The sequence below is a fragment of the Chitinophaga costaii genome (genome assembly GCF_900094705.1).
Taxonomy (GTDB): Bacteria; Bacteroidota; Bacteroidia; order Chitinophagales; family Chitinophagaceae; genus Chitinophaga; species Chitinophaga costaii.
In genome coordinates, this window is the sequence record NZ_FMAR01000009.1 from 108,446 (window position 1) to 135,109 (window position 26,664).

Here is a 26,664-nt window from a genome sequence, read left to right on the forward strand (position 1 = left end):
CATATTTCAAAACACAATATTAAGCTGTTTTGGTGGTTGTTACTATTTGGAGTAGCTCCCTCGCAGCCTATTATAACTTTTGTAAACCATGACGCATCCACGCTCCTTGTCACAAAGAATCAAGAGAAGACTCTACCTGCTTACGCCTGCCCTTTGCATTAGTTTGCTCTGCCTGTTCAGCTTCCTGCCGGACGACGAGTGGCCAGACGACATTACCAACGCTCTCCAGCAGTATGCGAATAGTTTCCCCCAGGAAAAGGTGTACCTGCACCTCGATAAAGATTATTATGCCGCCGGAGAAAGTATTTGGTTCAAAGCCTATCTAACCTTGCAGAACCTGCCCGATATTACAGCCCGCAACCTGTATGTGGAGGTGCTGAATAAAGACGGCGTAGTGATCGTTAAGAAAATGTTTGGCGCCCAGGGCAGCGGAGCGCCCGGCGAGCTGGTAATACCCGCTAACGTAAAATCCGGCCAGTACCAGGTGCGCGCCTACACCGCCTGGATGCTCAATTTCGATGCCCACTTCCTCTTTTATAAGAACATCACCATCTTCGATCAAAGCACCAAAACAGTACCCACCGTTGCCCCGGCCAGCGATTACGCGGTACAGTTTTTCCCAGAAGGCGGCAACATGATCACTGGTGCTGCCAGTGTAGTAGCCTTTAAGGCCATTGACCAGAACGGCCTCCCCATCGCGGTAACAGGTACAGTAAAGGATAGTAAAGGGGCTACCGTAACCGATATTAAGACCCAGCACGATGGCATGGGCCAGTTTACCATTACCCCCGTCGCCGGCGAAACCTACCAGGCCGTGGTGCAGGCAGGCAGCGGTGCTGCCAAGACCCTCCCGCTACCGCAGGCCATTGGCGAAGGTGCTTCCCTCAAGATCTTTAACCGGGGTGCCCGCATTTTCTTCCAGAGTGTGAGCGGCCCAAATAATACCGATGCGTATAATGAAATGCTGGTGGTGGCCAGCATGCAACAGCAACTGGTATACCGCGCCATGCTGAATGTGAGCGAAGGCAAGATCAGTGGTTTTATTCCCACCCAGCAACTGCCTTCCGGTATTTTACAGATTACCCTATTCAAGAAAGACGGTACCCCCCTCTCCGAGCGCCTGGCCTTTGTGCGCCAGCCCGACCTCATGAACCTGTCGGTAAATGAGGGTACCATTAATCATAACCGCCGCACCCTTAACACTTTTACCGTAAAACTGCCGGATACCTTACAGGCCCACATTTCCGTGGCCGTCACAGATGCCGACCAGGTAGTGGAAAACCCCGACCACCAGAATATTGTGAGCAACCTGCTCATGACCTCCGACCTTACCGGGTATGTACACGATGCCGGCTGGTATTTCCAGAACACAGCAGACAGTACCCTGCAAGGCCTGGACCTGGTGATGATGACCAACGGCTGGCGGCGTTTTGCCTGGAAACAGATCCTGAAAAACCAATACCCCAGCATGCGCTTTCACTACGAACAGGGCATAGACCTGGGCGGCACCGCCTACACCACCGGCGGCAAACTGCCCATGATGAACGGCCAGTTAGATATGATCATTAAAGTGCCCGTAGATAGCAGCAGCTTTTATTCCAAAGTACAGGTGAATGGCCTCGGCGAATTTGCGGTAGACAACGCCCATTTTAGGGATACAGCCCTTATTTATTACAAAGGTGCAGGCAAACAAGCCTTTACCGATGTAACGGTAAAGTTCAATGACCACTTCTTTGATTATAGCGTACCAGTAAAAACGCCCTACCCCTACCTGCTGCCACCACCTATTGATAACACTACGCTGAAAAACTTCCTGGCCACAGCCGCGCAGGGCAACCGCATTAACCGCAACATACCCAGCATGACCAACCAGCCCATTCAACTGAAGGAAGTAAAAGTAGAAGAGAAAAAGGTGCGTCCAGAAGAGGAACTCGACAAACGCTATACCAGCGGTATGTTCTCCGGTGGCGATGGATACGTGTTTGATCTTACCAAGGAAGCAAACATGTATCAAAACATTTTCCAATACCTGCAATCGCGGGTAGCGGGCCTGCAAATAACCGGCGACCTCTCTAACCCTACCATTCAATGGCGGGGCGGTAAACCTACTTTTTACCTGAATGAAATGCCTACCGATATCCAGATGCTATCTACCATGTCTGTAACCGATATCGCCATGGTAAAGGTGTTCCGTCCTCCTTTCATGGGTGGTTTTAACGGTGCCAACGGTGCCATTGCCATTTACATGAAACGCGGCAATGAAGGCAATAGCGATAAGCCTTATAACAGTACCGACGGTAGCTTCAAAGACTTTGCTATTTTCAAAAAAGCAGGTTATGCGCTGGTAAAAGAATTTTATTCACCCGACTATGCGGTGGCTTCGCCCATGAACACACTGCCAGACCAGCGCCTTACGCTGTACTGGAACCCAGACATCCGCGTAGATCCAACTACCCGCACCGCCACCATTAGTTTTTATAACAACGACTTTACCCAACACTTCCGCGTAGTAGCAGAAGGCATGGCAGAAGATGGCAGTGTAGGAAGGGTATCTAAAGTATTTTAAAAAAAACGGAACAATGCAGAGTATTGCCATCGACATGGATGAAACAATTGCAGACCCTATGCGCAAAGCGAGGGATTGGTATTTTCGCGATCACGGCGTTACGTTTACCGAAGAACAGCTATATGGCCGTACCCTGGCAGAAGCCCTGCCGGAAGATAAAAGGGGCATCATTCATCAATACCTGCATACGCCCGGCTTTTTCCGCGATCTGGCCACCTTTCCCCATGCAGTAGAGGTGATAGAACAACTGAACAAAAAATACAAGGTCTATATCGTGTCTGCCGCCATGGAATTTCCCACCAGCCTGCGCGACAAGTTCGATTGGCTACAGGACAACCTGCCCTTCCTTACCTGGAAGCAGTACTGCCTTTGCGGCGACAAAAGCATTGTGCAGACCGATTATATGATAGACGACCTGGCACGTAATTTTACCAACTTTAAAGGCAAAGCCTACTTATACCACGGCCATCATAATGTACACACGGAGGGTTATGAAAGAGTGCAGGACTGGGAAGATGTGGCGAGAAAATTATTGTGAGAAAAACATGTAGTACAATACTTCGAATATAAAAGCTGCGGGCTGTGAGCCGCAGCTTTTTTTATGTATTCACTGATTAATATATATGGGCTTAATCAGGTTTTGTAACGCAAAAATTTCGTCCCACTTTGCCTGGGTAATAAGGCGCTGTTCTTTTACCACCAGGTCGTGTACGGACTTGCCTGTTTCCAGTGCTTCCCGGGCTATAGCGGCCGATTTTTCATACCCGATAATGGGATTTAGTTGGGTAACAATGCCAATGCTGTTCATCACCATCTGGCGGGTATGTTCCGCATTGGCGGTGATGCCCACCACACATTTTTCACGCAAGGTGATGCAGGCATTGGTCATATAAGTAATGGCCGTAAAGAGCGAGAAAGCAATGACCGGTTCCATTACATTGAGTTGCAATTGGCCCGCTTCGGCAGCCATGGTAACGGTGAGGTCTGCCCCAATTACATAAAACGCGGTTTGATTAACCACTTCGGGAATCACCGGGTTTACCTTGCCGGGCATAATAGAAGAACCAGGCTGCAAGGGCGGCAGGTTTATTTCATGCAGTCCGGCTCGAGGACCGGAAGACAACAGGCGCAAATCGTTGCAGATTTTGGACACCTTTACGGCCGTACGTTTTAATACCCCGGATAATTGAACATAAGCACCCGCATCGTAAGTGGCTTCAATGAGATCGGCGGCCAGCTTTAAGTCTAGCCCCGTGATGTTGCGCAACTGATCCGTTACCAGGGCGGCATAACCCGCAGGGGCATTTACGCCGGTACCGATGGCGGTAGCTCCCATATTGATTTCGGCAATCAGGCCTTTGCTGTCTTCAATGCGGGATAGTTCTTCCCGCAGGTTAGTAGCAAAAGCCTGGAACTCGTCGCCCATGCTCATGGGCACAGCGTCCTGAAGCTGGGTGCGGCCCATCTTTAATACGCCCTGAAAGGCCACACCTTTATCGGCAAAGGCATCTGCCAGGTCGCCGAGCGACTGGCGGTAGGCCGTGAGCTTATTGATGAGGGCAATGCGGAATGCTGTAGGATAGGCGTCGTTAGTAGACTGAGAGCAGTTTACATGGTTGTTGGGATGACAGAATTGGTAAGCACCCTTTTGGTGGCCCATGATCTCCAGGGCTACATTGGCAATCACTTCATTGGCATTCATATTCACCGACGTACCCGCACCGCCTTGTATCAGATCGGATAGGAACTGGTTGTTGAACTCCCCGGCGATCACGCGGTCGCAGGCCTTAACAATAGCATCGGCAATACCGGCGTCCAGCACACCCAGCGCTTTATTGGCCAGTGCGGCGGCTTTTTTAACATACCCCAACGCCTGTACGAAAAGCGGCTCCGATTGAAGCGGGATGCCGGTAATGTGAAAATTTTCCAGGGAGCGCAGGGTTTGTATGCCATAATAAACGTCTTGCGGGATCTCCCGTTCACCTAAAAAATCGTGTTCTAACCTGGTAGACATATCCGTAAAAATTATCGCTAAATGTAAGACAACTTTGGCATTGAAGCGCAGGCAAAAGGGGATCACATTTGTTAAATCCATTCCAGTACTTTACATTCAATGATGATGAAGCGATTCCGTTATTTTTGGCTGCTGGCGTTGTGCTGGGGCGTAACGCTGCAAGCCAACGCCCAACACCTGCAGGCGGGTTTTGATGCCCGGGAATATGAAGAATTATTACGGCTGTCCATCCGGCATAGAGATACACCCTGGCGGCAGGTAAGCACCCCCGCACCCGCCTCCCGCCTGGTATACCGGTCGCCCGTAACCGGCCTCCAAAACCGCTGGGATTTGTGGCTACGGCCCGATGGGGTAGGCATTATCAGCATTCGCGGCACCACCGGTGCCGCTGAGTCTTGGATGGAAAATTTCTATGCCGGTATGATTGCCGCACAAGGGAGTATACACCTGAACGACACGACAAACTTCCCCTACCGCGTGGCCACAGATAGCGCCGCCTACGTACACGTGGGCTGGATGATAGGCCTTGCATCGTTGGCACCAGATATTGTACAAAAAATAAAGGCTTACTACCGGCAAGGCATACACGAATATATTATTATGGGCCATAGCCAGGGCGGCGCCATTGCCTTCCTGCTCCGCTCCTACCTGGCCTACCTTGACGATCCTGATATGCCCAAAGATATTGTGTACAAAACCTATTGCAGCGCCGCTCCCAAACCCGGTAACCTGTACTACGCTTACGACTTCGACTACCTAACCCGCAACGGCTGGGGCTTCCGCATTGTAAACGCCCGCGATTGGGTACCGGAAACACCGTTCTCGTTGCAAACTACCCGCGACATGAATCCGGTAAGCCCCTTCCCCTACGTAAAGCCCCTGCTTAAAAAACAAAAACTATTGGTGCGCTGGGTGGTGCGCTCCCTGTATAATAAAATGGATCGCAGCAGCCGCAAAGCCAGCCGCCGTATGGCACATACCCTGGGCCCCTTGCTAGGCAAGCGGGTGAAACAATCGTTACCCGGTTATGTGCAGCCCCCTTTCGCGCCGAGTAATGCTTATATGACCGCCGGTAGCCCGGTGATCCTGCAACCTACACCGGCGTATTATGCGAGATATCCATTTGATGGGAAGAATGTTTTTGTACATCACCAGATGGAGCAGTATTTGTTTTTGTTGCATGCGCAGTATGCGGAGGCGTTTAGGTGATGGGGGAATTGAACTTTACCTAGAAATCAGGACCCCAATTAAGCTGCCTTTTTTAAGGATATATTTTCCATTTCAAACTTGTATGCTGACGGTGACAAATATTGTAATGCAGAATGTTTTCTCATCCTATTGTACCAAATTTAGATATACCTGAAAAATTTTACTGCTGGCTTCTTTCCTGCTGGTCAAATACACCATGAGGATAGATCATCTCCCTTGTAAGCATGAAAAAATGCACTACCAACTCACTATCTTAGCAATTTCCTTTACAAAGCATACTACCTCTTTTCCCAGCCTTTTAAAGCGCTTCTTAGAAATAATAACTGACATATTGATCACCGATCGCAGTGAAGAAACAAACTTGATTTCGGTTTTTATCGCCTATAAAGCTCATACTGATCGCCTCCAGTAGTAAATAAGCATTCCTACCTGATTTCATGGACCACTTTTTTGATATCTATTACTAAATTAATATTTTTACACATTTAACTTAGTGTCCATCAAAATAGGGAAACATCCATACTTTTATTATTTAGCTCCTATTTTGTAAGGATAAAATTTAACACATTATGTCTCCCATATTTCAAATTAAAAAATTCTCTGAGATAATACATTTACTTCCTAATAATTCTTTGGGTGTTCAGCGATGGGAATATGATCAGGAGTCATGCAAAAATGAGATGGTTGCCTTCGCTGAAGAAAATATATCATTGGAAAACCTTACACTGGACTTTTTGGACCTTAACATCGAGGTCGATAACAATGCAGTATTGGATCAGATAGATATGATTTTAATTAAAGGAAATATTAAAGTGAAAAATATTTCCAATAGTGAAACCGATGGTGCTGTTTCGCTGATCGTGCTAGGAAATCTTGATGCCGATAATATAGTTGTTGGCGGACAGGAGATATATGTAACTGGAAATCTTACTGTGCAAGATTTATTTTGGGGAGATTATAATCATGGACAATTAAATGTGGATGGATTTATTAGCGCAAAGGTTTTTATGGCATCGGACTATCATTTCAATTATGAACGTTTTTATAATAATGACAATGTACAAGTCGGATTACTTTTGAACGATCATGATGTAATTGGCGATTATTCACGGGAGCTTATGCAAACGGCATTTCTGGAAGAATGTCTTTTGCAGGAAGATGAAGTAGAGGAAGACATTTACAGTTATAAAAATTGGATAAATACAGCAAAATTATTCAATCGTCTGGAAGAAAACCTACCAGTATTGCTGGGTGAAATTAAAGTGCATCCCGGGGATACCATTCCATTTATTTTTGAGGATGAGTATCTTACAGACATCAACCTGGATCGCTTTCGTACTTCACGGTTGTTTTCTCTTTTTGGTGGACCTAACTCAAATTTAAAAGAGCTTGAATTTCGGAATGAAAGCACTTATATCCGTGTGCGGGCACAGCCAAATAAACCCTTCTCTACCAATATTTACTTAACTTATAAAGAGGAATACGCTGTGATGATATTCTATTTCTCGCATGAGGAAAATATAAAAAGGGCTATTGCACATCAATCATTAATAGGAGAGGATAAGGATTGGCACATCCTGGATTTTAAGCATAGTTCCAAGATTGTAAAGGATTTTATAGAAGCTGGCTGGAAATATCTTTTACAAGCATTTTCTGCAGCAGAATATTATCAGCAACAGTTTTCGGAACAGGTAACTGTCCAAGAAATTAACCAGATTTTGGCCCTTCCCATTGTAAAGTCAAAATACAGTGATTATTATAACGAAGATGAGCATTCGTTATATGTCGGAAATATTATGATACAGTTTCGGCAGCAGGATAACAAAGCACATGGCTGTCCAAGAATTTGTATTATAAAAACATTACCCTTCAACCATGAGGCAGAAAAATATGTTTTTTATCATTTGGACATACTCCAAAACGAGTCCGGGCAAGACACGGTGCAACTCCGGACACAGGATGAAGATGGATATGAAAGTACAGTGTATGCCGTGTCAATTACAAATACAAATATGTACAAGGAGGCAATAAAATACTTCACTCAACTAAAAAAGAAAATTTTAAAAGAAAACCAGGAGTTCATAAATGGATTTATATCGAAAGATGAACGATATGAGATCTTTAATGGTGATACAATGGACACTGTAACAACTAAAATAACTGATCCAAAAACTTTCGATCCTGGCGCGGTTGATATTTTAACAATAAATGAGCAATATATACAGCTAAAATCACTGTGGGAAAATTGGATTTATACGACTGAACAAATTGTTCCAAAAAAGAATAAGTACTTTAATTTAATGTCGGGTATTTTGAATGATGATATTCAATGCTGCTCACTAGAGGATGACATTAAGATTCCGCAGGAACTTATTTGTTTTTATAGCATTCATAATGTAAAATATGATCCGGTTACATCTGTATTTAGCTTCACAGTAAATGACTGTATTTATTATCTCCTTTCATTTCATGAAATTCCGAATGAATGGAATGAAGTGATGGATCTTCAGGAAATTGATGAGAGGGAAAACGATATTCCTGTAAAAATAGATGACAAACTAAACTTGAGCAACTATACCAATCCTCATTGGATACCCTTTGCTTCTAGTAGAGATGGCGATTACCTGCTATATGATACAGATCCATCTGATAAAGGTAAGTATGGACAAATTGTAGAATTGCAAAATGAATCATGGGAACGCAATGTTGTTGCGGATTCTTTAGAGGACTTGATTCAGCATGAAATTGATATGATTAAGAGTGGACATGTCCAAAAATTTGAATTTATATTAAGATAAAGTTGTTCCTATAAAAGGACGCTTACATGATGGCGCGCCGACATGCCTCCAGTGTTAAGTTATTCGTAGCATCCGTAGGCGGGCACGGCGCCACCTTCGATCCATCAATAGGCTTCATTGCCGGCCAGCTCACCATGGGCCCAGACAAGAATGCTTATTTTAAGAAGTAATTAATTCGATCTGCCCAGCTATTTTTCACCTTTTTTTAAGCAGCCATCATGCCGGCTGGTAATATAGCCTTTCGTAAATATTTTTTTTCGCAATGCTTTCTTTTAATGGTGTGCATTCAACGAATGCATGCTTACAAAATGCACTGTAACGTACCCCTCCGGCGAACCACCCATTTATAAGTTACTAGGCCTCCAATGATTGGGCAATAAGTTGCTGATTTGATTTACAGGGTATGTCCCTATTCTTTGCAACACATCCTTCATCCATTCAAAAGGATTGATCCGATGTAGTTTGCAGGTGCCTAACAGCGAGTATAACATAGCGCTCCGCTGGGCTGCTTCGAGCAAAAGTTTAATCTGGTTTTTACGGCGATAAAAAAAACAAACACATCGCCGCTCAACACGTTTCCTTGCAGTTGGATGGTAACGATGCCGCTAAGGGAATCAAATCCTTTGCGCATATCTGCATTACCCTGGTAAAGAAAATAACGACAGTTGACTGATAGGTGTAACATGATTAACCTGCCAGCGTTTTAATGTAATCGGCATGCACTGGTTGATGCAGGACAATACAGACACCATTGGATAGGTAACATTCTGCGAAAGCACTACTCGCCACTGTGCTTGTTGATAGCTGTATAAAACTGTTTCCGGTGGGCTGCCCATGGCGGTATTTGTGGTACCAATAATGGAAAACATGATAGGCTATACCCGCTTGCTGACAATAAGTTTTTTGGCTTTGACCTCTTTGCTGCCACAAACGAATGTGGTTATACATCACTTCGGAAGGAACCTCTTCTTTTTTCATTTTATTTTTACAGCAAAGCTAGTATGATCTCTTTTTAGAAGTTCGGTACTTTGCCGGAGGGATACTTAGCTGTAGAGGGTTGGCTAAGTCAGGGGGGAGATTATAAATTCTGGTTCATTGCATGGTTATACGATCTTTCATCCTATTTTATGGCTGTATTTATACAAGTACTTTATAATAATTACATATACAAATCAGGTTTATTACCAGATCTAAGTAGTATTGAAAATTACTATTTGTTTTTCGTTTTCTTTATTTTAAAGGAACCATTATTACTCAGGTTTCTGGTTAGAAAAACAGTACAATGAGTGAAATAAAATCAAATAAAAAAATAGGATTATTTTTTTATTAATTGCATACCAAAAGCTGCTCATTGAACGGCTTTCTTATTTATAAATTTTCTTTTTATTGGTGCAAGCAATAAAAAAATGCATAGTATTAAAGCCTTTACTTAAACGGATTTCGCAATAATAAAGAAGGCACACATCCAATATTATTCCTGGAAAAATCTCAATACAGTATGATTAAATTTATCTGGAATTTCAACAGGTGCTTGGTGTGAGGCCTTTTCAAAAATAACCATTTTTGAAGATGGAATACTGTTGGCTATTAATTTGGTGTGTCCTTCCTTCACTACATCATGTTCTCCTGCCATAACCAGTACAGGGCATTTAATAGCTTTCAGCGAGGATGGCATAATATTAGGCTCTGTAAGCAGGCAATGCTTTACCCTCCATTCGAAATCTTGGCTAGGATCATTCTTCTTCTCCAAAGTTTTTATTTGATCTTTAATAGCTTTGTTGACCCAATCAAATATGGAAGTGTTATTGTTAAACAAAACAGCGCCCATTACTGCCAGTTTCTTTACTTTTCCCGGATGCTGCATTGCGAGTATTAAACCAGTATTTCCACCGTCGCTCCAGCCTAAAATATAGGCACTGTCAATATTGAGTTCATTTAGCAACTTATAAACATCGTCTGCATACAGTTCGTAGCTTAGCTTCATGCTGTCGGCAGTTGAGTTTCCATGCCCCCGCGTGTCAACGGCAATAACCTTAAACGATTTTGCAAAGAACGGTATTTGTTTTTCAAAGGAGACGATGGATTCTAATGCACCGTGCAGCATGAGTAATGGCTGTCCATCACCATAGACTTCATAATAGATTTTGTTTCCGTTAATGTTTGCATATTTTCCTGCCTCACTGTTATTTCCATAACTGGATGTAGCGATATTTGACATGTCAATACAGAGTGCCTGTTTTCCAGCGTGTATTGGCTGATTTATTACTTTAATATTTGCTTCTTTTGGAAGATTATTGGCCTGCCAGGGAGAAATAACCGAGTCTTCAAACTCGCCGTTTTTGATGGTAATTTCTTGCCCCTTTATCGATAATTTTAAATCATCAAAGAAAAATTTAGCCTTCCCTGAAAATAATGCTCCAATAGCAAGTTGATTTGCATGTTTGTCGATTTTGCCCAATATAACGACCTTATTCCACTCCCCCGTTTTAAAACCTTCCATCGTAAGTTTGCCCGTTGATGTGGCCAGCTGCTTACCATCCATCATGCTCAGTGCCATCAGGGTAACTCCTGCGTTTGAACTTAGACGCTCCACAAATATCCAGCCCTCCAACTTAAATGGTTCACCTTGGTGATCATGGACATTAACAAGTTGAAAGAACGTAGAAAACAGTACAGTCTGAGATCTTGCAGGTTGCCAAATAACTATGGCCATAAAGCAAAATATAATCAAAAATTTAATTTTCATAAATCAGCTATGGGTATAAGAAGAAAGTGTTATTCCAATTTATTTTCCTACCAATATAATAATTAAAACTTTCTTTACATGTAGGTATAGTAAGCCAGGTTTTCATTATTAGCTTTAAAGCAGCTTCGATCAATTATAAACTCAATACCAGACAAGTCCCTTATTGAAGAAGTTACCCTTGAATTAGGCATAACGGATGCATTAATAGAAAAGGACTGGTATGTTACCCAAGCATATGGTCTGATAAAAAGATTCCCAGAATATAGATCTGTTCTGATCTGGACAACTTAAAAGGTGCTCTCCTCACCCCAATTGCTCCAGTCTTTTCATCAGCGAAAGCCTATGATTTCCCGGCAAAATTAAACAGGCATCGTTAAGCAGTTCTTTTACATATACCAATACAATTGCATGATCATTCAATCCCTTTTCTTCTTCCAAAAATTGAACAATCTTATAAAAAATATAATAATCAGAGCTCCGGCAGGCTCTTTTCAGGGATATATATAAATAGGGCGCATAATACCGGGTCAGATCATACAGGTTAATAGCTGCCTGAAAGGTTACCTCTACATTCAATGAATTAGTAAAAATAGCCTCATTTATTTCAAGGTATAAGGCAGCATCAATTTTATTTTTAAAAAAGAAGAGATAGTCTAAAAAATTAAGCCTGAAAAAAAATTTCTTCGTCTCATATACTGACCAGGCCTGGTTTACCAGTTCCTCCTTAAAATAGTCCATTTTCATAGACAGCTCCATAACGGCGATCAGCATATCCGTATTTTCAGCAAGGCAGTGATCATCTACGAAACTTTTATAAAACCGATTATGCCGGTCTGTTGCTGAAAAATCGTAATGACTAATAAATAACTGCCTGTCCGTATGATTTGAAAATATCTTCATCAATCGTTGCTGATCTATTGGACCTCTAAACATTGCTTGTAATTATATTCACTGGAAGAATTATTAAATCCATTGCCACCCGGAAAGTAAAACCACCATGTATTGCAGTGCATCACCCAACCTTACGCCTGCTGCTGTCCGAAACCAGCCCGGCATCCATGCTTCCGGCAGGGAACACTACGCCAGCACCGCCGGTGCACCGGGGCAGTCCCTGCGGGGATGGAGTATTATGGCAAATGAAGGAAGCGAGGAAGTAGCATTACAGGCCTTAGCAGGGTCCTGTACTTTCAGGGGTTGAGCAGCCATTGCATCCGCTTTGGGTGTGGCCGGCAAAAACGCCTGCTCCAACTGCAGCATCACCGAGGCCGGCAATTGCCCGGCTTTCAATGCCTTGCAAGCCATGCTATCCATGCGCTTAGTGATGCCTTTTCCCCGTTGTGTCTTTGGAATACCTTGCAACACGCTGGCTGCCAGGCCAGATGCCTGCCCTAAAATGCCTGCGTACAACCGCGTGAACAGAAAAGCCGGATCATTGGCTACCCGGCGCGCAGTAAGGCTGTGCCTGCGCCGCACCTGCCAAGCACCACTCATCTTGTAAAAACATAAGTCGGGATGCGCGGCCATCAAGGCTTTAATAACGTGGGAAGTAGCTGCAATCCTGGCCATAACCATTATTTTCTAACGTATTCAAATCTAATTCATTACCCCCAGTTTTCAGGAATAGCAGGGGCCGTTAACATCGAGTTAACCGACCAGCCTCCCGCCTACCCTTCTCCCACCGTACCCCTACTCAAAGCCTATCATACGCCTAGGTTAAAGCGTAACGCCATGAATAGGCGGCACAAAAAAGCCGGTAGCAGATGCATTATCTTCGTACCGGCCATTTGTAAAAAAAGCGTTTCACCTTACTCTTTCAACTTATTTAAAAAATAAGATAATTTAAACAACAACTCATCGCCCAGCCCTGCTCTCAATTTTGCTTCATCTTCCGTAATGTCCAGGCGGCGCAAGCGCTGGTAGTACACGTAAGAACCTCCAATCAACTCCAGGCACTCCTGGATTTTCTGCTTCACCTCTACTTCCTTGCTCCGCTTGTCGAACTCCTTTTTAGACAGGATCTTGTCTACGAAATAAAACGGGTCTTTGTCTTCCACCCATTTATGCTTGCTGTCGCGGTGCTGGGGTTTATATACCTCCAGGTAGCAGTTGTCCAGTTTCAGTTCCTGGCCAAACTGGGCGCGTACGTCAATTACCAAAGGCTTTTCCACAGCGGGGCTGCTCAATTTCTTTTTAATCAGGCTACTGATCTCTACCCCCAGTTCGTCGCTGGTCATAAGGAGCTGGTTTAGCTCGGAAAATTCCAGGCCAATGGTCACCCGGGTGAGCCGCCCGTTGATGCGTACTTTCCCAAAAATGCTAGGCGTGGTGTCCTGGTCAAACACAATATCCTCCACCAGTACCTTGGTAACGGTGCGATAGTTGGGCGCATATCCTTCTTCTGCGGGGGTAAGGCGCTTGTGGCTGGCGGCAGCTAAGGCTTGTTTACGCACATATTGCACGAATTCGTTCAGGAAGCGCAGGTGGTGTTTCTTCAGTTTAGCATACAATGCATCCTCCTTGTAATTATTGATTTTACTCAACAGCAGCAAGTCTTCCCAATCGTCAAAGTGCTGCACTTTTTGCAGCTCATCCAGGATATCGGAGGCGCTCATGTTACGCTTGTAAAGCAATTCGCCCACCAGGTACAGGCTGTACTCATTCGTTGGAAAACCCAGCTCCGGCAGCACGTCGTAGGCGCTGCGTTTCTGGTCGTGGGCATGGGATAGCTGCTCTACATCTGATAATACCGGGGCCAGCAAATATTTACTGGCGGCGGTTTTCAACTTCTTGCTCACATAATCCACCAGTTGCTCATTGAACTGGCGATGGGTTACAAAGTCGTGCAGTATCTGCACAAATCTTTTAGATGCCGGCAAGCCAAATTGAGATAGGATATCATGTTCCATATCGGCCACTTCCTCCTTATCTCCCTGCCCCGCTGCCGGTTTGGTTTTTGCGTCCAGTTGCTGGTACCGCTGATAATACGCTTTCAGTTTTAACTTCAGTTGATCCATAGTTTTGTGCATTATTATAGTATCTACTCACTTATCCTGGGTTAGCTGCCCGGTCATTACCAGACAAAAAAAGCCCAGCATGCGTACATGCCGGGCTAGTTAGTAGAGTACAAATTTAAACAAATTTTCCGCTCAAACAGCGCAGCGGGCGCGGCTTCCGTCGAAAGCGCCGGTCTCATCCGGTTATTTTTGAAGTAAATTCTGATGAAATGTTTGGAATGCTGAAAGGAATTCTCTTATCTTTGCACTCCGCAAAACACAACATGGTGGTTGTAGCTCAGTTGGTTAGAGCATTAGATTGTGGTTCTAAGGGTCGGGGGTTCGAGCCCCCTCATCCACCCAGAAAGCCTCTCAGTAGCTGAGAGGCTTTTTTGTTTTTACCTGGAAATGACTTTCCTCTCTTACCTTGGCAAAACCATGGTATTACTCAACGCTTACCAATAAACAGCCAGCATATCCTGGTGCCTGCCCGGCCACCGCCAGGCCCAAATAAACAACCAAGCCATCTAAAGGCCCCCCATATCTACAGCCGGTCATCTCCCTGTATGGCCGGCTTTTTTTATGCGCAGCCAGCCCATGCCCAAGGATTTTTTGCAAACCTGCCCTATCTTTGGAGCTTATGTATTTGTATTTCATTCCATTATTAGGCGCTTTCATTGGCTGGTTTACCAACTGGGCCACCATCCGTTTATTATTTCGCCCCCTGCGGCCCGTGAACCTGGGCTTTATTAAACTGCAGGGCATTTTCCCAAAATACCAGCAGCAATGGGCACAGCTACTGGGTGATACCGTAGCCACCCAGCTCTTTTCCTTCGACGCCATCCGGACCAAACTCACCGATCCCGAACAAATAAAAGCTATTATGCCCGTTGTAGAAAGCCATCTCGATACCTTTCTGCGCGAAAAACTGCCTAAGGCCATGCCGGTATTGTCCATGTTCATCGGCGATAGTACGGTTAGCCAGATAAAAGGCGTGTTGGTAGAAGAGCTTCACCACCTGTTTCCCCTACTCATTGGCCAATATGTAAACAACCTGGAACGCGATATTAATATCCAGCAAATGGTCGCTACCAGGATCAGCACCCTCTCAGCTACCGAGCTGGAAGCCGCCCTCCATGCACGCCTGCGCAAACCCTTGCAAGCCCTGTTATGGCTGGGCGCCGGCATTGGCTTCGTGATCGGCATAGTACAGTTGGCGATTGTACTGGCGTAGATTTTTGCCTTCCTATACAACATGTTTTCCGCACTACTATCCCAACAGAAGTGTTATTTATCGTTAAAAACCAGGCTTTTTAATGCCCTTTTAATTGCGGGTAAGCTTTGCCGGCATAGCTTTGCATGGCTTATGGGACGGTCGTTTTGTTAATTACTGTTAAGACCTTTCAGCGCTTATTTTTACAAGTTGTGGAAGGCTTAATTCCCTTTTATCAAAATGAACCAGTGTACGGCAACCCCACCCCTTAGCTTTGTTCAATTTTAAAACAGTTAGGAGTTAATTAATACAAGCGATGAAAAAATGGTTAGCGCTGGCGGCAATCGTATTAGCCACGGCTCAGATGAATGTACAGGCACAGGTACCTGCCAACAAGCCCACCGGTACCGGCCAACAGCCCAACGGCACACAACACCCCAGCGGCCCGGCTATTGGGCATGTTTACGGTAAATTGATAGATGCCACTACCGGCAAACCCGTTCCCTACAGCTCCGTAGCACTGCTGCGGACCAAAGACAGCACCGTTGTAACCGGCATGCTCTCCCAAACCAATGGCGACTTTAGCCTCGTGAACCTGCCATTGGGCGCCTACCTGGTGCGCATTAATTTTATGGGCTATAATACGCTCCAGAAAAAAATACTGATTACCAGCCAAACCGCCGAGCAAGACCTGGGCAACATTAAAATGAATCCCAATGTGAAAGCCCTGGCAGAAGTGGAAGTGACCGGACAGAAAAGCGCTTTCCAGATGGGCATCGATAAAAAAGTGTTCAACGTAGACCGCAACCTCGTGAGCGTAGGCGGCACGGCTACCGACGTACTCAAAAATGTGCCTTCCGTGAATGTGGACATCGACGGCAACGTAACCGTGCGCAATGCATCGCCCAATATCTTCGTAGACGGCAAGCCCTCCACCCTTACGCTGGACCAAATACCCGCAGACGCCATTGAAAGCGTGGAATTGGTTACCAACCCCAGCGCCAAATACGACGCCGAAGGCATGTCTGGTATTCTTAACATCGTGCTGAAAAAAAATAAAAAAGCAGGGATTAATGGATCGGTAAACGCCAGCATTGCCAACGGGAACAAGTACAACGCCGGCGGCAACATCGCCGTACGCCAGGGCAAATGGAATGTATTCGCCAACTATACCGTGAATGCCAACCATACTACCGGTTACGGACACACGAAAAGAACTAACTTTGCAGACAGTACTTCCACCCTGAACTATCTAAATCAGGACGATCGCAACAAAAGCAAACCACTGTTTCAATTTGGCCGCTTCGGGGCAGATTACACCATCGACAACCGGAACACCATTTCCCTATCGCAAAATATCGTAGCTGGTAATTTCAACAACTACGACAACCTGCTCAGTACTTTCCTGGACGATGACAAATCCACTACCGGCTTGAGCGACCGCATTACTAATACCGATATGTCGTTCCGTAACTATACCACGGCATTGAACTATAAGCACACCTTCGCAAAACCCAACCAGGAACTAACGGCAGATGTGAACTACAACATCTCTAACCTGCACCGCGACGGAAATTTTATAACGCAGGCGCAAGATCCCTTGGGCAACAACCAGGGCCAACCCGTGTACCAGGATAATAACACCAAGGGCAAGACTACCTTCGTTACCATACAAACTGATTATACCAATCCCATTGGGAAAAATGGTAAGCTGGAAGCAGGTCTAAAAACGACCTTGCGGGACTTTAGCAGCACTTACAATGTGTTTGATATTGACACCACCTCTCACAACAGCGTGTTTAATCCCACGCTGAGCAATGATTATAAATACAACGAACAGATTTACGCCGGTTACCTGAACTTCGCCAACACAGCGGGCAATTTTGGTTACCAGGTAGGCTTGCGCGGCGAACAATATGTATACTCCGGGCAAATACCTAGTGCCAACGAACACTTTAAACCCACGAAATCCAAGCCGGGCCTATTCCCCAGTCTTTTCCTGAGCCAGAAACTGGCCCACGACCAGGAATTGCAACTGAACTATAGCCGACGGGTAACACGCCCTAACTTCTTCCAGCTCATTCCCTACCGCGACTATAGCGATCCGCAAAACCAGCGGGAGGGTAATCCGAACCTGAAACCAGAATACACCAACAGCTTCGAGTTTTCTTATGTGAAAAATTGGAAAAACAGCAACTTCCTGGCAACGTTTTACTACCGCAACACCACGGACCTGATTACCACCGTGAGCGATGCTATTGGTAAAGACACCTTGCTTACGCAGTACGTCAACGCCGATAAGGATAATTCTTATGGTGCCGAGCTAACAATGAAAAATACCATTTTGCGTGGCTGGGACATTACCACCAACGTAAACCTGTACCAGACCAACCTAACCGTAAAATCAGGGGATCAAAGTTATACCAACAATGGTTTTAGCTGGATGGCTAAGATTAACTCTGAAACAAAACTGCCGGCTAATTTTACCCTTCAACTCAATGGTACTTACCAGGCACCCTCGGTATCACTGCCTAGCGGCGGTGGTGGCGGATCCGGTGGTGGTGGCGGTGGTGGCGGGGGCCGTGGTGGTGGTGGAGGTGGCGGAGGTATGAACCTCGCACTATCTTCTGCACAGGGTAAAATCAAAGGATTCAGCGGACTAGATGCAGCCATAAAAAAAGACTTCCTAAAGAACAAGGCGGCCTCCCTCACCCTGGCCCTCTCCGACGTGTTCAATACCCGGCAGTATCAACTGAACCAGGTTACGCCACAGTTTGAGCAGGATTATATGCGTAAGCGTGAGTCCCGCATCGTAAAGCTCACCTTTGCCTACCGTTTCGGAAAGTTTGATAACAATCTCTTTAAGCGCAAAAAAACAAACAACCAGCCAGCCGACGATCAGATGCAGACGTTCTAAAAAACAATTCAACTGGATAACCTACAAGGCTGTCATTTAAATAGCTGGATGTGGACTTAGCTTACGTAAACACTTGTTGCTAATTCCCTAATATGGTTATATATGCGACAGCCCCACTGATGGAAGCTATGGAATAGAAAAACAAAAGCCTTACCGCATGGGCAGTAAGGCTTAAAAAATAATATTCATGCTGTTTATTGCTGCCTGAGCGCCTTAAAGGCAGCAATTTTGTTTTGATTAGCTTGCTTAAAAATTCTTTCCCGCCAACATTGGCACAAAAGAAAAATCTGCGAAGATCTCCTGATCAAATTCCGTTGCGCTGATCTTCGTAAGCCGCAGCATGCGCTGCACCTCTTTTTCTCCTACAGGTATCACCATTTTACCGCCTGTTTTCAACTGTTGCAATAACTTCTCCGGAATTTCCGGGGCGGCGGCAGTAACGAGAATCTTATCAAAAGGGCCGTAGGTAGGTAGGCCTTCATACCCATCACCATAAAAAAAACGCAGGGTAGGGTAACGGGCTTTAAAAGGAAATTTCTTTACCAGGTCGAATAGTTTTTTCTGGCGCTCTATGGTATACACATTGGCCTTCAGCTCTCCCAGCACACAACTTTGGTACGCGCTGCCAGTGCCAATTTCCAAGACCTTCTCGAATGGTTTTATATCGAGCAGCTGCGATTGGTAAGCCACCGTATATGGCTGGGAAATGGTTTGGCCCTCCCCAATCGGAAAGGCCCTGTCTTCATAAGCAATACTTTCAAAGGCGGTGTCCAGGAAAAAATGCCGGGGAATATTGTTGATTGCTTGCAGCACATTTTCGGCAGTAATGCCTTTTTGCCGGATGCTATCCACCAGTTGTTTACGTAAGCCTTTTTGTTTGTAATCGTCGATATAATCCCTTTGGTATTCCCTGTTCATATTTGCAAAATTACGGATTCGGGGCTTGCGAACACAAGAAACGATTTCCACAGCCAGATTTCCACATCCGCCCAGGGCAGAAGCAGGGCATTGCCTTTGAAACCCCTAAATCCCGGAAAGAATGGGGTAAATTTGGAATTTACCCCCGGTGTTACTTACTTTACAAGGATTTATAAATTCTAGTGTTATGGATATAAATATTCAAAGCAAAGTAGACCAGTGGTTAAATGGTAACTACGACGCAGATACAGTGGCCGCCATCAAAGATCTCCAGCAGCAGCATCCCGAAGAGCTTACCGATGCATTTTACCGCAACCTGGAATTTGGCACCGGGGGCCTGCGCGGTATAATGGGCGTGGGTACCAACCGGATGAATAAATACACCGTTGGCATGGCCACCCAGGGTTTTGCCAACTACCTGAACCAAACCTTTACTAGCGGAGATGTAAAAATAGCCATTGCCCACGATAGCCGTAATAACAGCCGCTTCTTCGCCGAAACTGCAGCCCATGTGATGGCCGCCAACGGCATTAAAGTATTCCTCTTTGAAAGCCTGCGTCCTACACCGGAACTGAGCTTCACCATCCGCCACCTGGGCTGCCAGGGCGGTATTGTACTCACTGCTTCTCACAACCCACGGGAATACAATGGTTACAAAGCTTACTGGGATGATGGCGCTCAACTAATTCCGCCCCACGATAAAAACGTGATCCGCGAAGTAGAAAAGATCGCCTCTGTGGACGAAGTGAAGTGGACCGGCAATGAAGCCAATATTACCCTCATCGGAAAAGAAATAGACGATGCCTACCTCTCCATGGTGAAAGGCCTGAGCATATATCCTGATATCATTGAAAAACAACACGCCCTCAAAATCGTGTACACGCCCATCCACGGCAGTGGAATCACCCTGGTGCCGCAGGCTTTACAACGTTTTGGCTTCACCAACGTACACATCGTGGAAGAGCAGGCCAAACCTGATGGCGACTTCCCCACCGTAGGTTATCCTAATCCTGAAGAAGCCGAAACCATGAGCATCGGCCTCAAAAAAGCAAAAGAACTGGATGCCGATATTTTGCTGGGTACAGATCCCGATGCAGACCGTGTAGGCATAGCCGTTAAAAACAATAAAGGTGTATGGACCCTGCTTAATGGCAACCAAACCGCCGTGCTGCTGTTTAATTACATCATCGAAGGCCGCAAAGCTAAAGGCCTGGCCAAAAAAACAGACTTCGTTTGCAAAACCGTTGTAACCTCCGACCTGATCGATGTATTTGCGGCGAAGAACAATATCAATTGCTACAATGTCCTCACGGGCTTTAAATGGATTGCAGAACTGATCCGTAAAAAAGAACCAACGGAGAAATTCATTTGCGGCGGAGAAGAATCTTACGGTTATATGATCGGCGACAATGTACGCGATAAAGATGCTGTAGCTTCTGTGGCCATGATCTGCGAAATGACAGCCTACATTAAGTCGCAGGGTAAAACCGTTTTTGAACAACTGATAGACCTGTATGTAAAATACGGCTTCTACAAGGAACACCTCATCTCCCTCACCAAGAAAGGTATGAACGGGGTGGCCGAAATAGACGATATGATGCGCGGCTATCGCGAAAATCCGCCTTCCACCATAGACGGTGTGCGAGTGGCCCGTATTTTCGACTATCAGTTGCAGCAAATAAAAGACCTGAAAACCGGCGCCACCGAACCTATTGTGCTACCAAAGTCTAACGTACTGCAATTCCTACTGGAAGACGGCAGCAAGATATCTGCCCGCCCCTCCGGCACTGAGCCAAAAATTAAATTTTATTTCAGCGTACACGAAACCCTCTCTGCCCCCGACCAGTTCGATGCAGTGGATGCCCAGATTGAAAAACGCATCAAAGGCATTATCGAAGACATGAAATTGAAATAAAATACTACGGCATCACAACCGGCACCTTAATTAAAAAGCGGCTTTATGGCCGCTTTTTAATTAAATATGATTAAGATAAATACCTGTAATTTAGCTCTTATTTATACCATTACCATTGCTTATTGAACACCTGTGTTCATCATAGATCACGTATTGTACAAACCGCATTGCCTAACATTTTGTTCCGCTTGAAACACCGGCTTCTTTATTTGTGCCTGCTGCTGCAATTGCCGTTGCATGCCCAGCGGTTGTCCTTCTGGGAGCTGCCGGATACTACGGTGCGTACGCGGGTGGTGGCGGTAAGTGGATTTTCATTGGCGGTGTATGGAGGTACCCTGGCGGCATTAGACCAGGTATGGTACAAGGGGTATCCCCGGAGTAAGTTTCATTTCTTCAATGATGAAGATGAGTGGCTGGGCATGGATAAAGGTGGACATGTATACAGCGCCTACCTGGAAGCTAAATATAGCCGCGAAGCCTGGCGCTGGACGGGCATTCCCCGCAAGCAACAAATATGGATAGGCGGACTGAGCGCCCTTGCTTTCCAAACCCTGATAGAAGTCATGGACGGCTTTTCCACCAACTGGGGCTTTTCCCCCAGCGATATGACTGCCAATGTGCTGGGCGCAGGTGCCATGATTAGCCAGGAACTTTTATGGAATGAGCAACGCATCCAATTAAAATTCTCCTCTCATACCATGCAGTATCACGACCCAGTGGTGGCCCGGCATGCGAACAATATTTATGGTAGTAATTTTTTTCAGCGCACCCTGAAGGATTATAATGCGCAAACCTATTGGGTTTCAGTAAATGTAAAGGCATTTGCAACAAACAGTCATTGGCCGGCCTGGCTGAATGTTGCTGCGGGATATGGCGCAGACCGGATGTACAATGCAGAAGACAACACCTGGACAGACATTAACGGCATATATCACGACTATAGCAACGTGCATCGGATAAGGCAATTTTACCTGTCACCAGACATAGACTTCACTAAAATCCATACCCGGCACAAAGGTTTTAAAATCGCCTTACAATTACTGAATATGCTGAAATTTCCCGCCCCTACACTGGAAATTAACAGCCACGGAACATTTAAACTGCATCCCATTTATTTTTAAACAAGATAGGCGCTGCGTATTTCTTCGCCTTCCACATCTACCATCACCATATCCTGCCGTGTAGTTGCCAGCGAGTAGCCTACGAAATCTACCGACAGCGGGAAGGATTTATGCTTACGGTCTACCAGTACCGCAGTCTGTATCTTACGGGGGTGATAAGCCAGGAAGGGTTTCAAGGCATATAACATCGTGCGGCCCGAATTAGCTACATCGTCTATCAGGATTACTACTTTATCATCGAAATCCGGTGTGTCCGAAAGGGTCACCTCGCTAGGATATTGCTTGTCTATGCGCAGTTCAATTACCTCAATCTGAAATGGGGTAATCTTGCGTAGCAGTTTGGCAATACGGTGGGTGATGATTAGGCCCCGGTCCCAGATGCCCACCAGGATCAGTGCTTGCTCTTCACTATTCTGTTCATAGATTTCATAGGCAATCCGTTCGAGCTTCTTGTCGATGCTATCCTGTTGTAAAATTATATTGCGGGTACTCATAGCCTTGATTTTACGAGGGGTAAAAATACATAAATTGCACACATTGTTACGCATCATTCCACGTAGCCCTGCTTTACACCAGCACGGCAGTTGCATAGCTAAAATACATTATATTCGATCGTCAAATCTAATCTATGTACATGGTACAGGTACTTGTTTTCCTCCTTCTGTTTGCAGTGGCCGTATTCCTGTTTGCCCGCCAGGCGCGGCAAATCCGGCGCAACATCCTGCTGGGGCGCGATGCAAACCTTACCGATCATCCCGGACAACGCTGGCGCAACGTGCTCCTGCTGGCACTCGGCCAAAAGAAAATGTTTCGCAAACCACTGGTGGCAGTGCTTCATCTTTTCGTGTATACAGGTTTTATCCTCATTAACCTGGAGATCCTGGAGATTGTGCTGGATGGGCTATTGGGTAAACATCGCCTGTTTGTGCCCCTGCTGGGCAGGCTATATCCCTGGCTGATCGGGGCTTTTGAAGTATTGGCTGTGCTAGTGATCGTGGGTTGTGCGGCATTTCTCCTCCGCCGGAACGTGAAGAAGATCCCCCGTTTGCGCAGCCACGACCTTGATGGCTGGCCCCGCAGCGACGCCAATACTATCCTGATCACCGAGATCGTACTCATGACACTGTTCCTCACCATGAACACCGCCGACCAGGTATTGCAAACGCGGGGCTTGGAACACTATGCCGCCACAGGGAATTTCCTGGTATCTGGTAATTTCACCGCTATATTCGAAGGCCTGTCTACCGGTTTGCTGGTGGCTATAGAACGCAGCGCCTGGTGGCTGCACATTATTGGGGTGCTGGCATTTCTGAATTACTTGCCTTATTCCAAACACCTGCACATCATTTTAGCTTTTCCTAATGCTTATTACGCCGACCTGAACCCCAAGGGTACCATGGAAAATATGCCTTCGGTACAACATGAAGTTCAGCTCATGATGGATCCCAGCCTGGCAGCCGCCGCTCCTGCAGGCGATGCCACTCCACCCAAATTCGGGGCCAAAGATGTATTTGACCTCACCTGGAAAAACCTGCTGGATGCTTACAGCTGCACCGAATGCGGCCGCTGCTCGGCAGCCTGCCCGGCCAACATTACCGGCAAAAAACTATCCCCCCGCAAAATCATGATGGATACACGCGACCGGCTAGTGGCGGTGGGTAAAAACATTCACCAGCACGGTAGTTTTCAGGACGATGGTAAGTCCCTGCTGCGCGATTACATCAGCGAAGAAGCGTTGCGGGCCTGCACTACCTGCAACGCCTGCGTGCAGGAATGCCCGGTGAGCATTAATCCCCTTCATATTATTTCACAACTGCGCCGTCACCTGGTGATGGAGGAAAGCAGCGCCCCGGCCGAATGGAACGGGATGTTCAGCAATATTGAAAACAACATGGCCCCCTGGAAATTCAGTCCCGACGACCGGGATGCCTGGATACATGGCTAATGCTTAACCTGGAATGATTGCAGGCAACGCCCTTTTTCACCTTTAATGATGTTTGATTATGCAGATAAAAACTATGGCCGAATACATGGCCAACGGCGAAACACCGGAAGTGTTATTCTGGGTAGGCTGTGCCGGCAGTTTCGATCAGCGGGCACAAAAGATCACGCGGGCCTTTGCCAGTATTCTCGATAAATTATCCATATCCTTCGCCATCCTTGGCAAAGAAGAAAGCTGTACCGGCGACCCCGCACGGCGCGCCGGCAACGAGTTTCTGTTTCAGATGATGGCTTACAACAACATCCAGGTGTTGAATGGCTATGGCGTGAAAAAGATTGTAACAGCCTGTCCTCATTGCTTTAATACGCTGAAAAATGAATATCCACCTCTAGGCGGCCACTACGAGGTTATTCACCATGCCACCTATCTGCAGCAACTGCTGGACGCGGGCCGCATAAAAATGAAAGAAGCCGGTGATTTCAAAGGCAAAAAAATCACCTATCACGACTCCTGTTACCTGGGTCGCGCCAATAACATTTACGAAGCGCCACGCCAGGTGCTACAGTTGCTCGATGCAGAACTGATCGAAATGAAACGCTGCCGGAGCAATGGCCTTTGCTGTGGCGCAGGCGGCGCACAGATGTTCAAAGAGGAAGAAAAAGGCAGCACCCGCATCAACTTTGCACGGGGGGCAGAAGCGGTAGCCACCGGCGCCAGCGTGATCGCCTCTAATTGCCCCTTCTGCATGACCATGCTCACCGACGGCGTAAAAGAACAGGGCCAGGAAGACAGTGTGAAAGTGTTGGATATTGCCGAATTAATTGCCCAGGATATGGCCTAAGGCCTTACCTGTACTTTTCATAGATTTAGCCGGCCCGGAAAAAAGCAGGTACGGCAGATTTTCATCTTTCGTATCTTTACCATATGGCAACTATTCAACAACAACTACCCGCAGACTTCCATCCACAGTCACGGGTATGGATATATCAGAGCAATCGCCCGTTTAGCGAACAGGAATCAAAGGAGATCAATGAGCAACTGCACCAATTTACTTCGCAGTGGCTTTCACATGGCGACCAGGTGAAGGGATGGGGAACGCTGTTTTTCAACCAGGTAATTGTAATCCTGGCAGATGAAAGTCAGGCTGGCGTAAGCGGATGCAGCACCGACAGCTCCGTACGCATTATCAAAAGCATAGAACGTCAGTACGACGTAAATTTATTTGACCGCCTGCTGCTGGGCTTTCTGGTAGAGGGCAAAGTGCAATTACTGCCCATGGTACAATTGCTGTATGCATTGGAAAAGGGCAAGATTACCCCGGAAACCGTTTATCTGAACAATACCGTACAAACCAAGGCCGAATTAGAAAACAACTGGCTTATACCGTTGGGAGAAAGCTGGTTAAAAACGAGATTACAGCAAGCATTATAATCCTTCCACCCTAAAAATAGTAGTTCGTGTACCTTGGCTGGTGCACGGGCTTTTTTATGTGCTGGCAAGTTGAATTAATTCATTTTCCGGGCTATTTTCCTTTGCTTCTCTTGCTCCCACCAATATTTTACCTGGTAACCTACTCCTAGCAAAGTGCCAATAGCGCCGCCCAGATCACTGAAATTGTGCATAGACCCAACGGCAATAAAATTACGTTTGCTCATCAAGCCATCCGGCAAGTGCCAGCTAACGCCTCTTTTTGAAAGATAAAAATAACCAACGCCTAGCCCTATCAGCCCAACTACTACAGCAGTAATCAGATTAATGCTAATACCGCGCACCATTGCCTTAATCATAGCCTGATAGCTATATTGCATAAGGCCTGTTATACCTTGTACCGCACCAATAACATCCCACCCACCAGGTAGCACGAAACCCCACATCGGCCACCAGCAAGCGTTGTGACACATCTACCTGATCCAGCAAATTAAATTGAATAAACTTAAACCTTGTGAAATATTCAGGACTCGCCGTGTAGGTAAATTAATCATGCAAAATGCCGTACAGCCCTGCAATCAATGGGGTAAGCAATAATATTCCAATAAAAATAACTAGTTTTTTCATGGTGCTATCGGTACTTACTAAAGTGGAACGGAATTGTATAATAATTAACAAACATTAACCAAGGGAATGGCTAAAAAATGTATAAAAGATTAATAAGACATCAATTATAAGAGCGGGAAACGGGGCTCGAACCCGCGGCCTTCAGTTTGGGAAACTGATGCTCTACCAACTGAGCTATTCCCGCATGGCACAATATTACAAAATTGAAATTAATTCCTGCATTTATTCCTTCAAGCAATACAGCTCTTTAGAACAAG

At 45.9% G+C, this 26,664-nt stretch carries 23 protein-coding genes and 2 tRNA genes; 13 read left to right on the top strand and 12 right to left on the bottom strand.

The window, feature by feature from the left end:
• The first annotated feature begins 106 nt into the window (after positions 1–106).
• Both GA0116948_RS13450 and GA0116948_RS13455 read left to right on the top strand, forming a co-directional pair.
• Positions 107–2,566: an MG2 domain-containing protein gene (locus tag GA0116948_RS13450; RefSeq protein WP_249260573.1), complete on the top strand. Its 2,460-nt coding sequence runs from the start codon at positions 107–109 to the stop codon at positions 2,564–2,566.
• Positions 2,567–2,579: 13 nt separating this feature from the next.
• A complete protein-coding gene (locus GA0116948_RS13455) occupies positions 2,580–3,104 on the top strand; it encodes a 5' nucleotidase, NT5C type (RefSeq protein ID WP_089713089.1) in 525 nt (174 codons plus the stop codon).
• Between the two features lie 69 nt (positions 3,105–3,173).
• On the opposite strand, the gene aspA is transcribed toward GA0116948_RS13455, so the two are convergent.
• Complete coding sequence (aspA, locus tag GA0116948_RS13460) at positions 3,174–4,580, bottom strand: aspartate ammonia-lyase (protein WP_089713092.1); 1,407 nt, start codon at positions 4,578–4,580, stop codon at positions 3,174–3,176.
• Positions 4,581–4,679: 99 nt separating this feature from the next.
• Here aspA and GA0116948_RS13465 point away from each other — a divergent pair, with 99 nt between their 5' ends.
• From GA0116948_RS13465 to GA0116948_RS21290, 3 genes are all read left to right on the top strand, one after another.
• Complete coding sequence (locus GA0116948_RS13465; protein ID WP_089713096.1) at positions 4,680–5,789, top strand: lipase family protein; 1,110 nt, start codon at positions 4,680–4,682, stop codon at positions 5,787–5,789.
• Positions 5,790–6,358: 569 nt separating this feature from the next.
• Positions 6,359–8,587: an SMI1/KNR4 family protein gene (locus tag GA0116948_RS13475; protein ID WP_089713102.1), complete on the top strand. Its 2,229-nt coding sequence runs from the start codon at positions 6,359–6,361 to the stop codon at positions 8,585–8,587.
• Between the two features lie 26 nt (positions 8,588–8,613).
• Entirely contained in the window at positions 8,614–8,757 is a 144-nt protein-coding gene (locus tag GA0116948_RS21290) for a hypothetical protein (protein ID WP_165798473.1), read from the top strand.
• A 174-nt stretch (positions 8,758–8,931) separates the two neighbouring features.
• Here GA0116948_RS21290 and GA0116948_RS21790 read toward each other — a convergent pair whose 3' ends face one another.
• The 7 genes from GA0116948_RS21790 to GA0116948_RS13515 all read right to left on the bottom strand — a co-directional run bounded on the left by GA0116948_RS21790 (position 8,932) and on the right by GA0116948_RS13515 (position 14,347).
• Positions 8,932–9,078 (bottom strand): transposase domain-containing protein, encoded by a 147-nt coding sequence (locus tag GA0116948_RS21790; protein ID WP_089713105.1) that lies wholly within the window; start codon positions 9,076–9,078, stop codon positions 8,932–8,934.
• Complete coding sequence (gene tnpB / locus GA0116948_RS21795) at positions 9,060–9,272, bottom strand: IS66 family insertion sequence element accessory protein TnpB (protein ID WP_089713108.1); 213 nt, start codon at positions 9,270–9,272, stop codon at positions 9,060–9,062. The genes GA0116948_RS21790 and tnpB overlap by 19 nt, the downstream gene beginning before the upstream one ends.
• 2 nt (positions 9,273–9,274) lie before the next feature.
• Positions 9,275–9,565 (bottom strand): IS66 family insertion sequence element accessory protein TnpA, encoded by a 291-nt coding sequence (gene tnpA / locus GA0116948_RS13490; RefSeq protein WP_089713111.1) that lies wholly within the window; start codon positions 9,563–9,565, stop codon positions 9,275–9,277.
• A 493-nt stretch (positions 9,566–10,058) separates the two neighbouring features.
• Complete coding sequence (locus GA0116948_RS13500; protein ID WP_089713117.1) at positions 10,059–11,333, bottom strand: alpha/beta fold hydrolase; 1,275 nt, start codon at positions 11,331–11,333, stop codon at positions 10,059–10,061.
• A gap of 303 nt (positions 11,334–11,636) precedes the next feature.
• A complete protein-coding gene (locus GA0116948_RS13505; protein WP_123891804.1) occupies positions 11,637–12,266 on the bottom strand; it encodes a hypothetical protein in 630 nt (209 codons plus the stop codon).
• A gap of 144 nt (positions 12,267–12,410) precedes the next feature.
• Positions 12,411–12,899, bottom strand: coding sequence for a hypothetical protein (locus GA0116948_RS13510; RefSeq protein ID WP_089713122.1), 489 nt, complete (start codon positions 12,897–12,899; stop codon positions 12,411–12,413).
• A 239-nt stretch (positions 12,900–13,138) separates the two neighbouring features.
• Positions 13,139–14,347 (bottom strand): hypothetical protein, encoded by a 1,209-nt coding sequence (locus tag GA0116948_RS13515; protein WP_123891805.1) that lies wholly within the window; start codon positions 14,345–14,347, stop codon positions 13,139–13,141.
• Between the two features lie 266 nt (positions 14,348–14,613).
• Here GA0116948_RS13515 and GA0116948_RS13520 point away from each other — a divergent pair.
• The 3 genes from GA0116948_RS13520 to GA0116948_RS13530 all read left to right on the top strand — a co-directional run bounded on the left by GA0116948_RS13520 (position 14,614) and on the right by GA0116948_RS13530 (position 18,456).
• Positions 14,614–14,687: transfer RNA gene (locus tag GA0116948_RS13520), tRNA-His, on the top strand.
• 279 nt (positions 14,688–14,966) lie between these two features.
• The gene (locus GA0116948_RS13525; RefSeq protein WP_089713127.1) at positions 14,967–15,560 is read left to right on the top strand and encodes a DUF445 domain-containing protein; all 594 of its coding nucleotides are present in this window, start codon (positions 14,967–14,969) and stop codon (positions 15,558–15,560) included.
• Positions 15,561–15,855: 295 nt separating this feature from the next.
• A complete protein-coding gene (locus GA0116948_RS13530; protein ID WP_089713129.1) occupies positions 15,856–18,456 on the top strand; it encodes a TonB-dependent receptor domain-containing protein in 2,601 nt (866 codons plus the stop codon).
• Between the two features lie 246 nt (positions 18,457–18,702).
• Here the strand turns inward: GA0116948_RS13530 and GA0116948_RS13535 are convergent, their stop codons facing one another.
• A complete protein-coding gene (locus GA0116948_RS13535) occupies positions 18,703–19,374 on the bottom strand; it encodes a protein-L-isoaspartate(D-aspartate) O-methyltransferase (protein ID WP_089713131.1) in 672 nt (223 codons plus the stop codon).
• Between the two features lie 187 nt (positions 19,375–19,561).
• Here GA0116948_RS13535 and GA0116948_RS13540 point away from each other — a divergent pair, with 187 nt between their 5' ends.
• Both GA0116948_RS13540 and GA0116948_RS13545 read left to right on the top strand, forming a co-directional pair.
• Positions 19,562–21,289 carry a phospho-sugar mutase gene (locus GA0116948_RS13540; protein WP_089713133.1) on the top strand — a complete coding sequence of 576 codons (1,728 nt, stop codon included), beginning with the start codon at positions 19,562–19,564 and terminating at the stop codon, positions 21,287–21,289.
• Between the two features lie 188 nt (positions 21,290–21,477).
• On the top strand, positions 21,478–22,410 hold the full coding sequence (locus GA0116948_RS13545; RefSeq protein WP_123891806.1) for a DUF2279 domain-containing protein: 933 nt from the start codon (positions 21,478–21,480) through the stop codon (positions 22,408–22,410).
• On the opposite strand, the gene GA0116948_RS13550 is transcribed toward GA0116948_RS13545, so the two are convergent.
• Complete coding sequence (locus GA0116948_RS13550; RefSeq protein ID WP_089713137.1) at positions 22,407–22,904, bottom strand: phosphoribosyltransferase family protein; 498 nt, start codon at positions 22,902–22,904, stop codon at positions 22,407–22,409. The two genes, GA0116948_RS13545 and GA0116948_RS13550, sit on opposite strands and share 4 nt — an antisense overlap.
• Positions 22,905–23,044: 140 nt before the next feature.
• Between GA0116948_RS13550 and GA0116948_RS13555 the strand changes: the two genes are divergently transcribed.
• The 3 genes from GA0116948_RS13555 (at position 23,045) to GA0116948_RS13565 (ending at position 25,783) form a co-directional block, all read left to right on the top strand.
• Entirely contained in the window at positions 23,045–24,355 is a 1,311-nt protein-coding gene (locus GA0116948_RS13555; protein WP_240619208.1) for a (Fe-S)-binding protein, read from the top strand.
• Between the two features lie 58 nt (positions 24,356–24,413).
• The gene (locus tag GA0116948_RS13560; RefSeq protein WP_089713141.1) at positions 24,414–25,193 is read left to right on the top strand and encodes a (Fe-S)-binding protein; all 780 of its coding nucleotides are present in this window, start codon (positions 24,414–24,416) and stop codon (positions 25,191–25,193) included.
• An 83-nt stretch (positions 25,194–25,276) separates the two neighbouring features.
• A complete protein-coding gene (locus GA0116948_RS13565; protein ID WP_089713143.1) occupies positions 25,277–25,783 on the top strand; it encodes a hypothetical protein in 507 nt (168 codons plus the stop codon).
• 74 nt (positions 25,784–25,857) lie between these two features.
• On the opposite strand, the gene GA0116948_RS13570 is transcribed toward GA0116948_RS13565, so the two are convergent.
• Together GA0116948_RS13570 and GA0116948_RS13575 are read right to left on the bottom strand one after the other, a co-directional pair.
• Positions 25,858–26,160: a hypothetical protein gene (locus GA0116948_RS13570; RefSeq protein ID WP_123891807.1), complete on the bottom strand. Its 303-nt coding sequence runs from the start codon at positions 26,158–26,160 to the stop codon at positions 25,858–25,860.
• A 358-nt stretch (positions 26,161–26,518) separates the two neighbouring features.
• A tRNA-Gly gene (locus GA0116948_RS13575) sits at positions 26,519–26,591 on the bottom strand.
• Positions 26,592–26,664: the final 73 nt, after the last annotated feature.

What these genes read in the sequence shown, in the direction of transcription:
- GA0116948_RS13455 (WP_089713089.1), top strand. Translation starts at nt 2,580, where the DNA reads ATGCAGAGTATTGCCATCGACATGGATGAAACAATTGCAGACCCTATG.
- aspA (WP_089713092.1), bottom strand. Translation starts at nt 4,580, where the DNA reads ATGTCTACCAGGTTAGAACACGATTTTTTAGGTGAACGGGAGATCCCG.
- GA0116948_RS13465 (WP_089713096.1), top strand. Translation starts at nt 4,680, where the DNA reads ATGATGATGAAGCGATTCCGTTATTTTTGGCTGCTGGCGTTGTGCTGG.
- GA0116948_RS13475 (WP_089713102.1), top strand. Translation starts at nt 6,359, where the DNA reads ATGTCTCCCATATTTCAAATTAAAAAATTCTCTGAGATAATACATTTA.
- GA0116948_RS21290 (WP_165798473.1), top strand. Translation starts at nt 8,614, where the DNA reads ATGATGGCGCGCCGACATGCCTCCAGTGTTAAGTTATTCGTAGCATCC.
- GA0116948_RS21790 (WP_089713105.1), bottom strand. Translation starts at nt 9,078, where the DNA reads ATGTTATACTCGCTGTTAGGCACCTGCAAACTACATCGGATCAATCCT.
- tnpB (WP_089713108.1), bottom strand. Translation starts at nt 9,272, where the DNA reads ATGTTACACCTATCAGTCAACTGTCGTTATTTTCTTTACCAGGGTAAT.
- tnpA (WP_089713111.1), bottom strand. Translation starts at nt 9,565, where the DNA reads ATGAAAAAAGAAGAGGTTCCTTCCGAAGTGATGTATAACCACATTCGT.
- GA0116948_RS13500 (WP_089713117.1), bottom strand. Translation starts at nt 11,333, where the DNA reads ATGAAAATTAAATTTTTGATTATATTTTGCTTTATGGCCATAGTTATT.
- GA0116948_RS13505 (WP_123891804.1), bottom strand. Translation starts at nt 12,266, where the DNA reads ATGTTTAGAGGTCCAATAGATCAGCAACGATTGATGAAGATATTTTCA.
- GA0116948_RS13510 (WP_089713122.1), bottom strand. Translation starts at nt 12,899, where the DNA reads ATGGCCAGGATTGCAGCTACTTCCCACGTTATTAAAGCCTTGATGGCC.
- GA0116948_RS13515 (WP_123891805.1), bottom strand. Translation starts at nt 14,347, where the DNA reads ATGGATCAACTGAAGTTAAAACTGAAAGCGTATTATCAGCGGTACCAG.
- GA0116948_RS13525 (WP_089713127.1), top strand. Translation starts at nt 14,967, where the DNA reads ATGTATTTGTATTTCATTCCATTATTAGGCGCTTTCATTGGCTGGTTT.
- GA0116948_RS13530 (WP_089713129.1), top strand. Translation starts at nt 15,856, where the DNA reads ATGAAAAAATGGTTAGCGCTGGCGGCAATCGTATTAGCCACGGCTCAG.
- GA0116948_RS13535 (WP_089713131.1), bottom strand. Translation starts at nt 19,374, where the DNA reads ATGAACAGGGAATACCAAAGGGATTATATCGACGATTACAAACAAAAA.
- GA0116948_RS13540 (WP_089713133.1), top strand. Translation starts at nt 19,562, where the DNA reads ATGGATATAAATATTCAAAGCAAAGTAGACCAGTGGTTAAATGGTAAC.
- GA0116948_RS13550 (WP_089713137.1), bottom strand. Translation starts at nt 22,904, where the DNA reads ATGAGTACCCGCAATATAATTTTACAACAGGATAGCATCGACAAGAAG.
- GA0116948_RS13555 (WP_240619208.1), top strand. Translation starts at nt 23,045, where the DNA reads ATGGTACAGGTACTTGTTTTCCTCCTTCTGTTTGCAGTGGCCGTATTC.
- GA0116948_RS13560 (WP_089713141.1), top strand. Translation starts at nt 24,414, where the DNA reads ATGCAGATAAAAACTATGGCCGAATACATGGCCAACGGCGAAACACCG.
- GA0116948_RS13565 (WP_089713143.1), top strand. Translation starts at nt 25,277, where the DNA reads ATGGCAACTATTCAACAACAACTACCCGCAGACTTCCATCCACAGTCA.
- GA0116948_RS13570 (WP_123891807.1), bottom strand. Translation starts at nt 26,160, where the DNA reads ATGCAATATAGCTATCAGGCTATGATTAAGGCAATGGTGCGCGGTATT.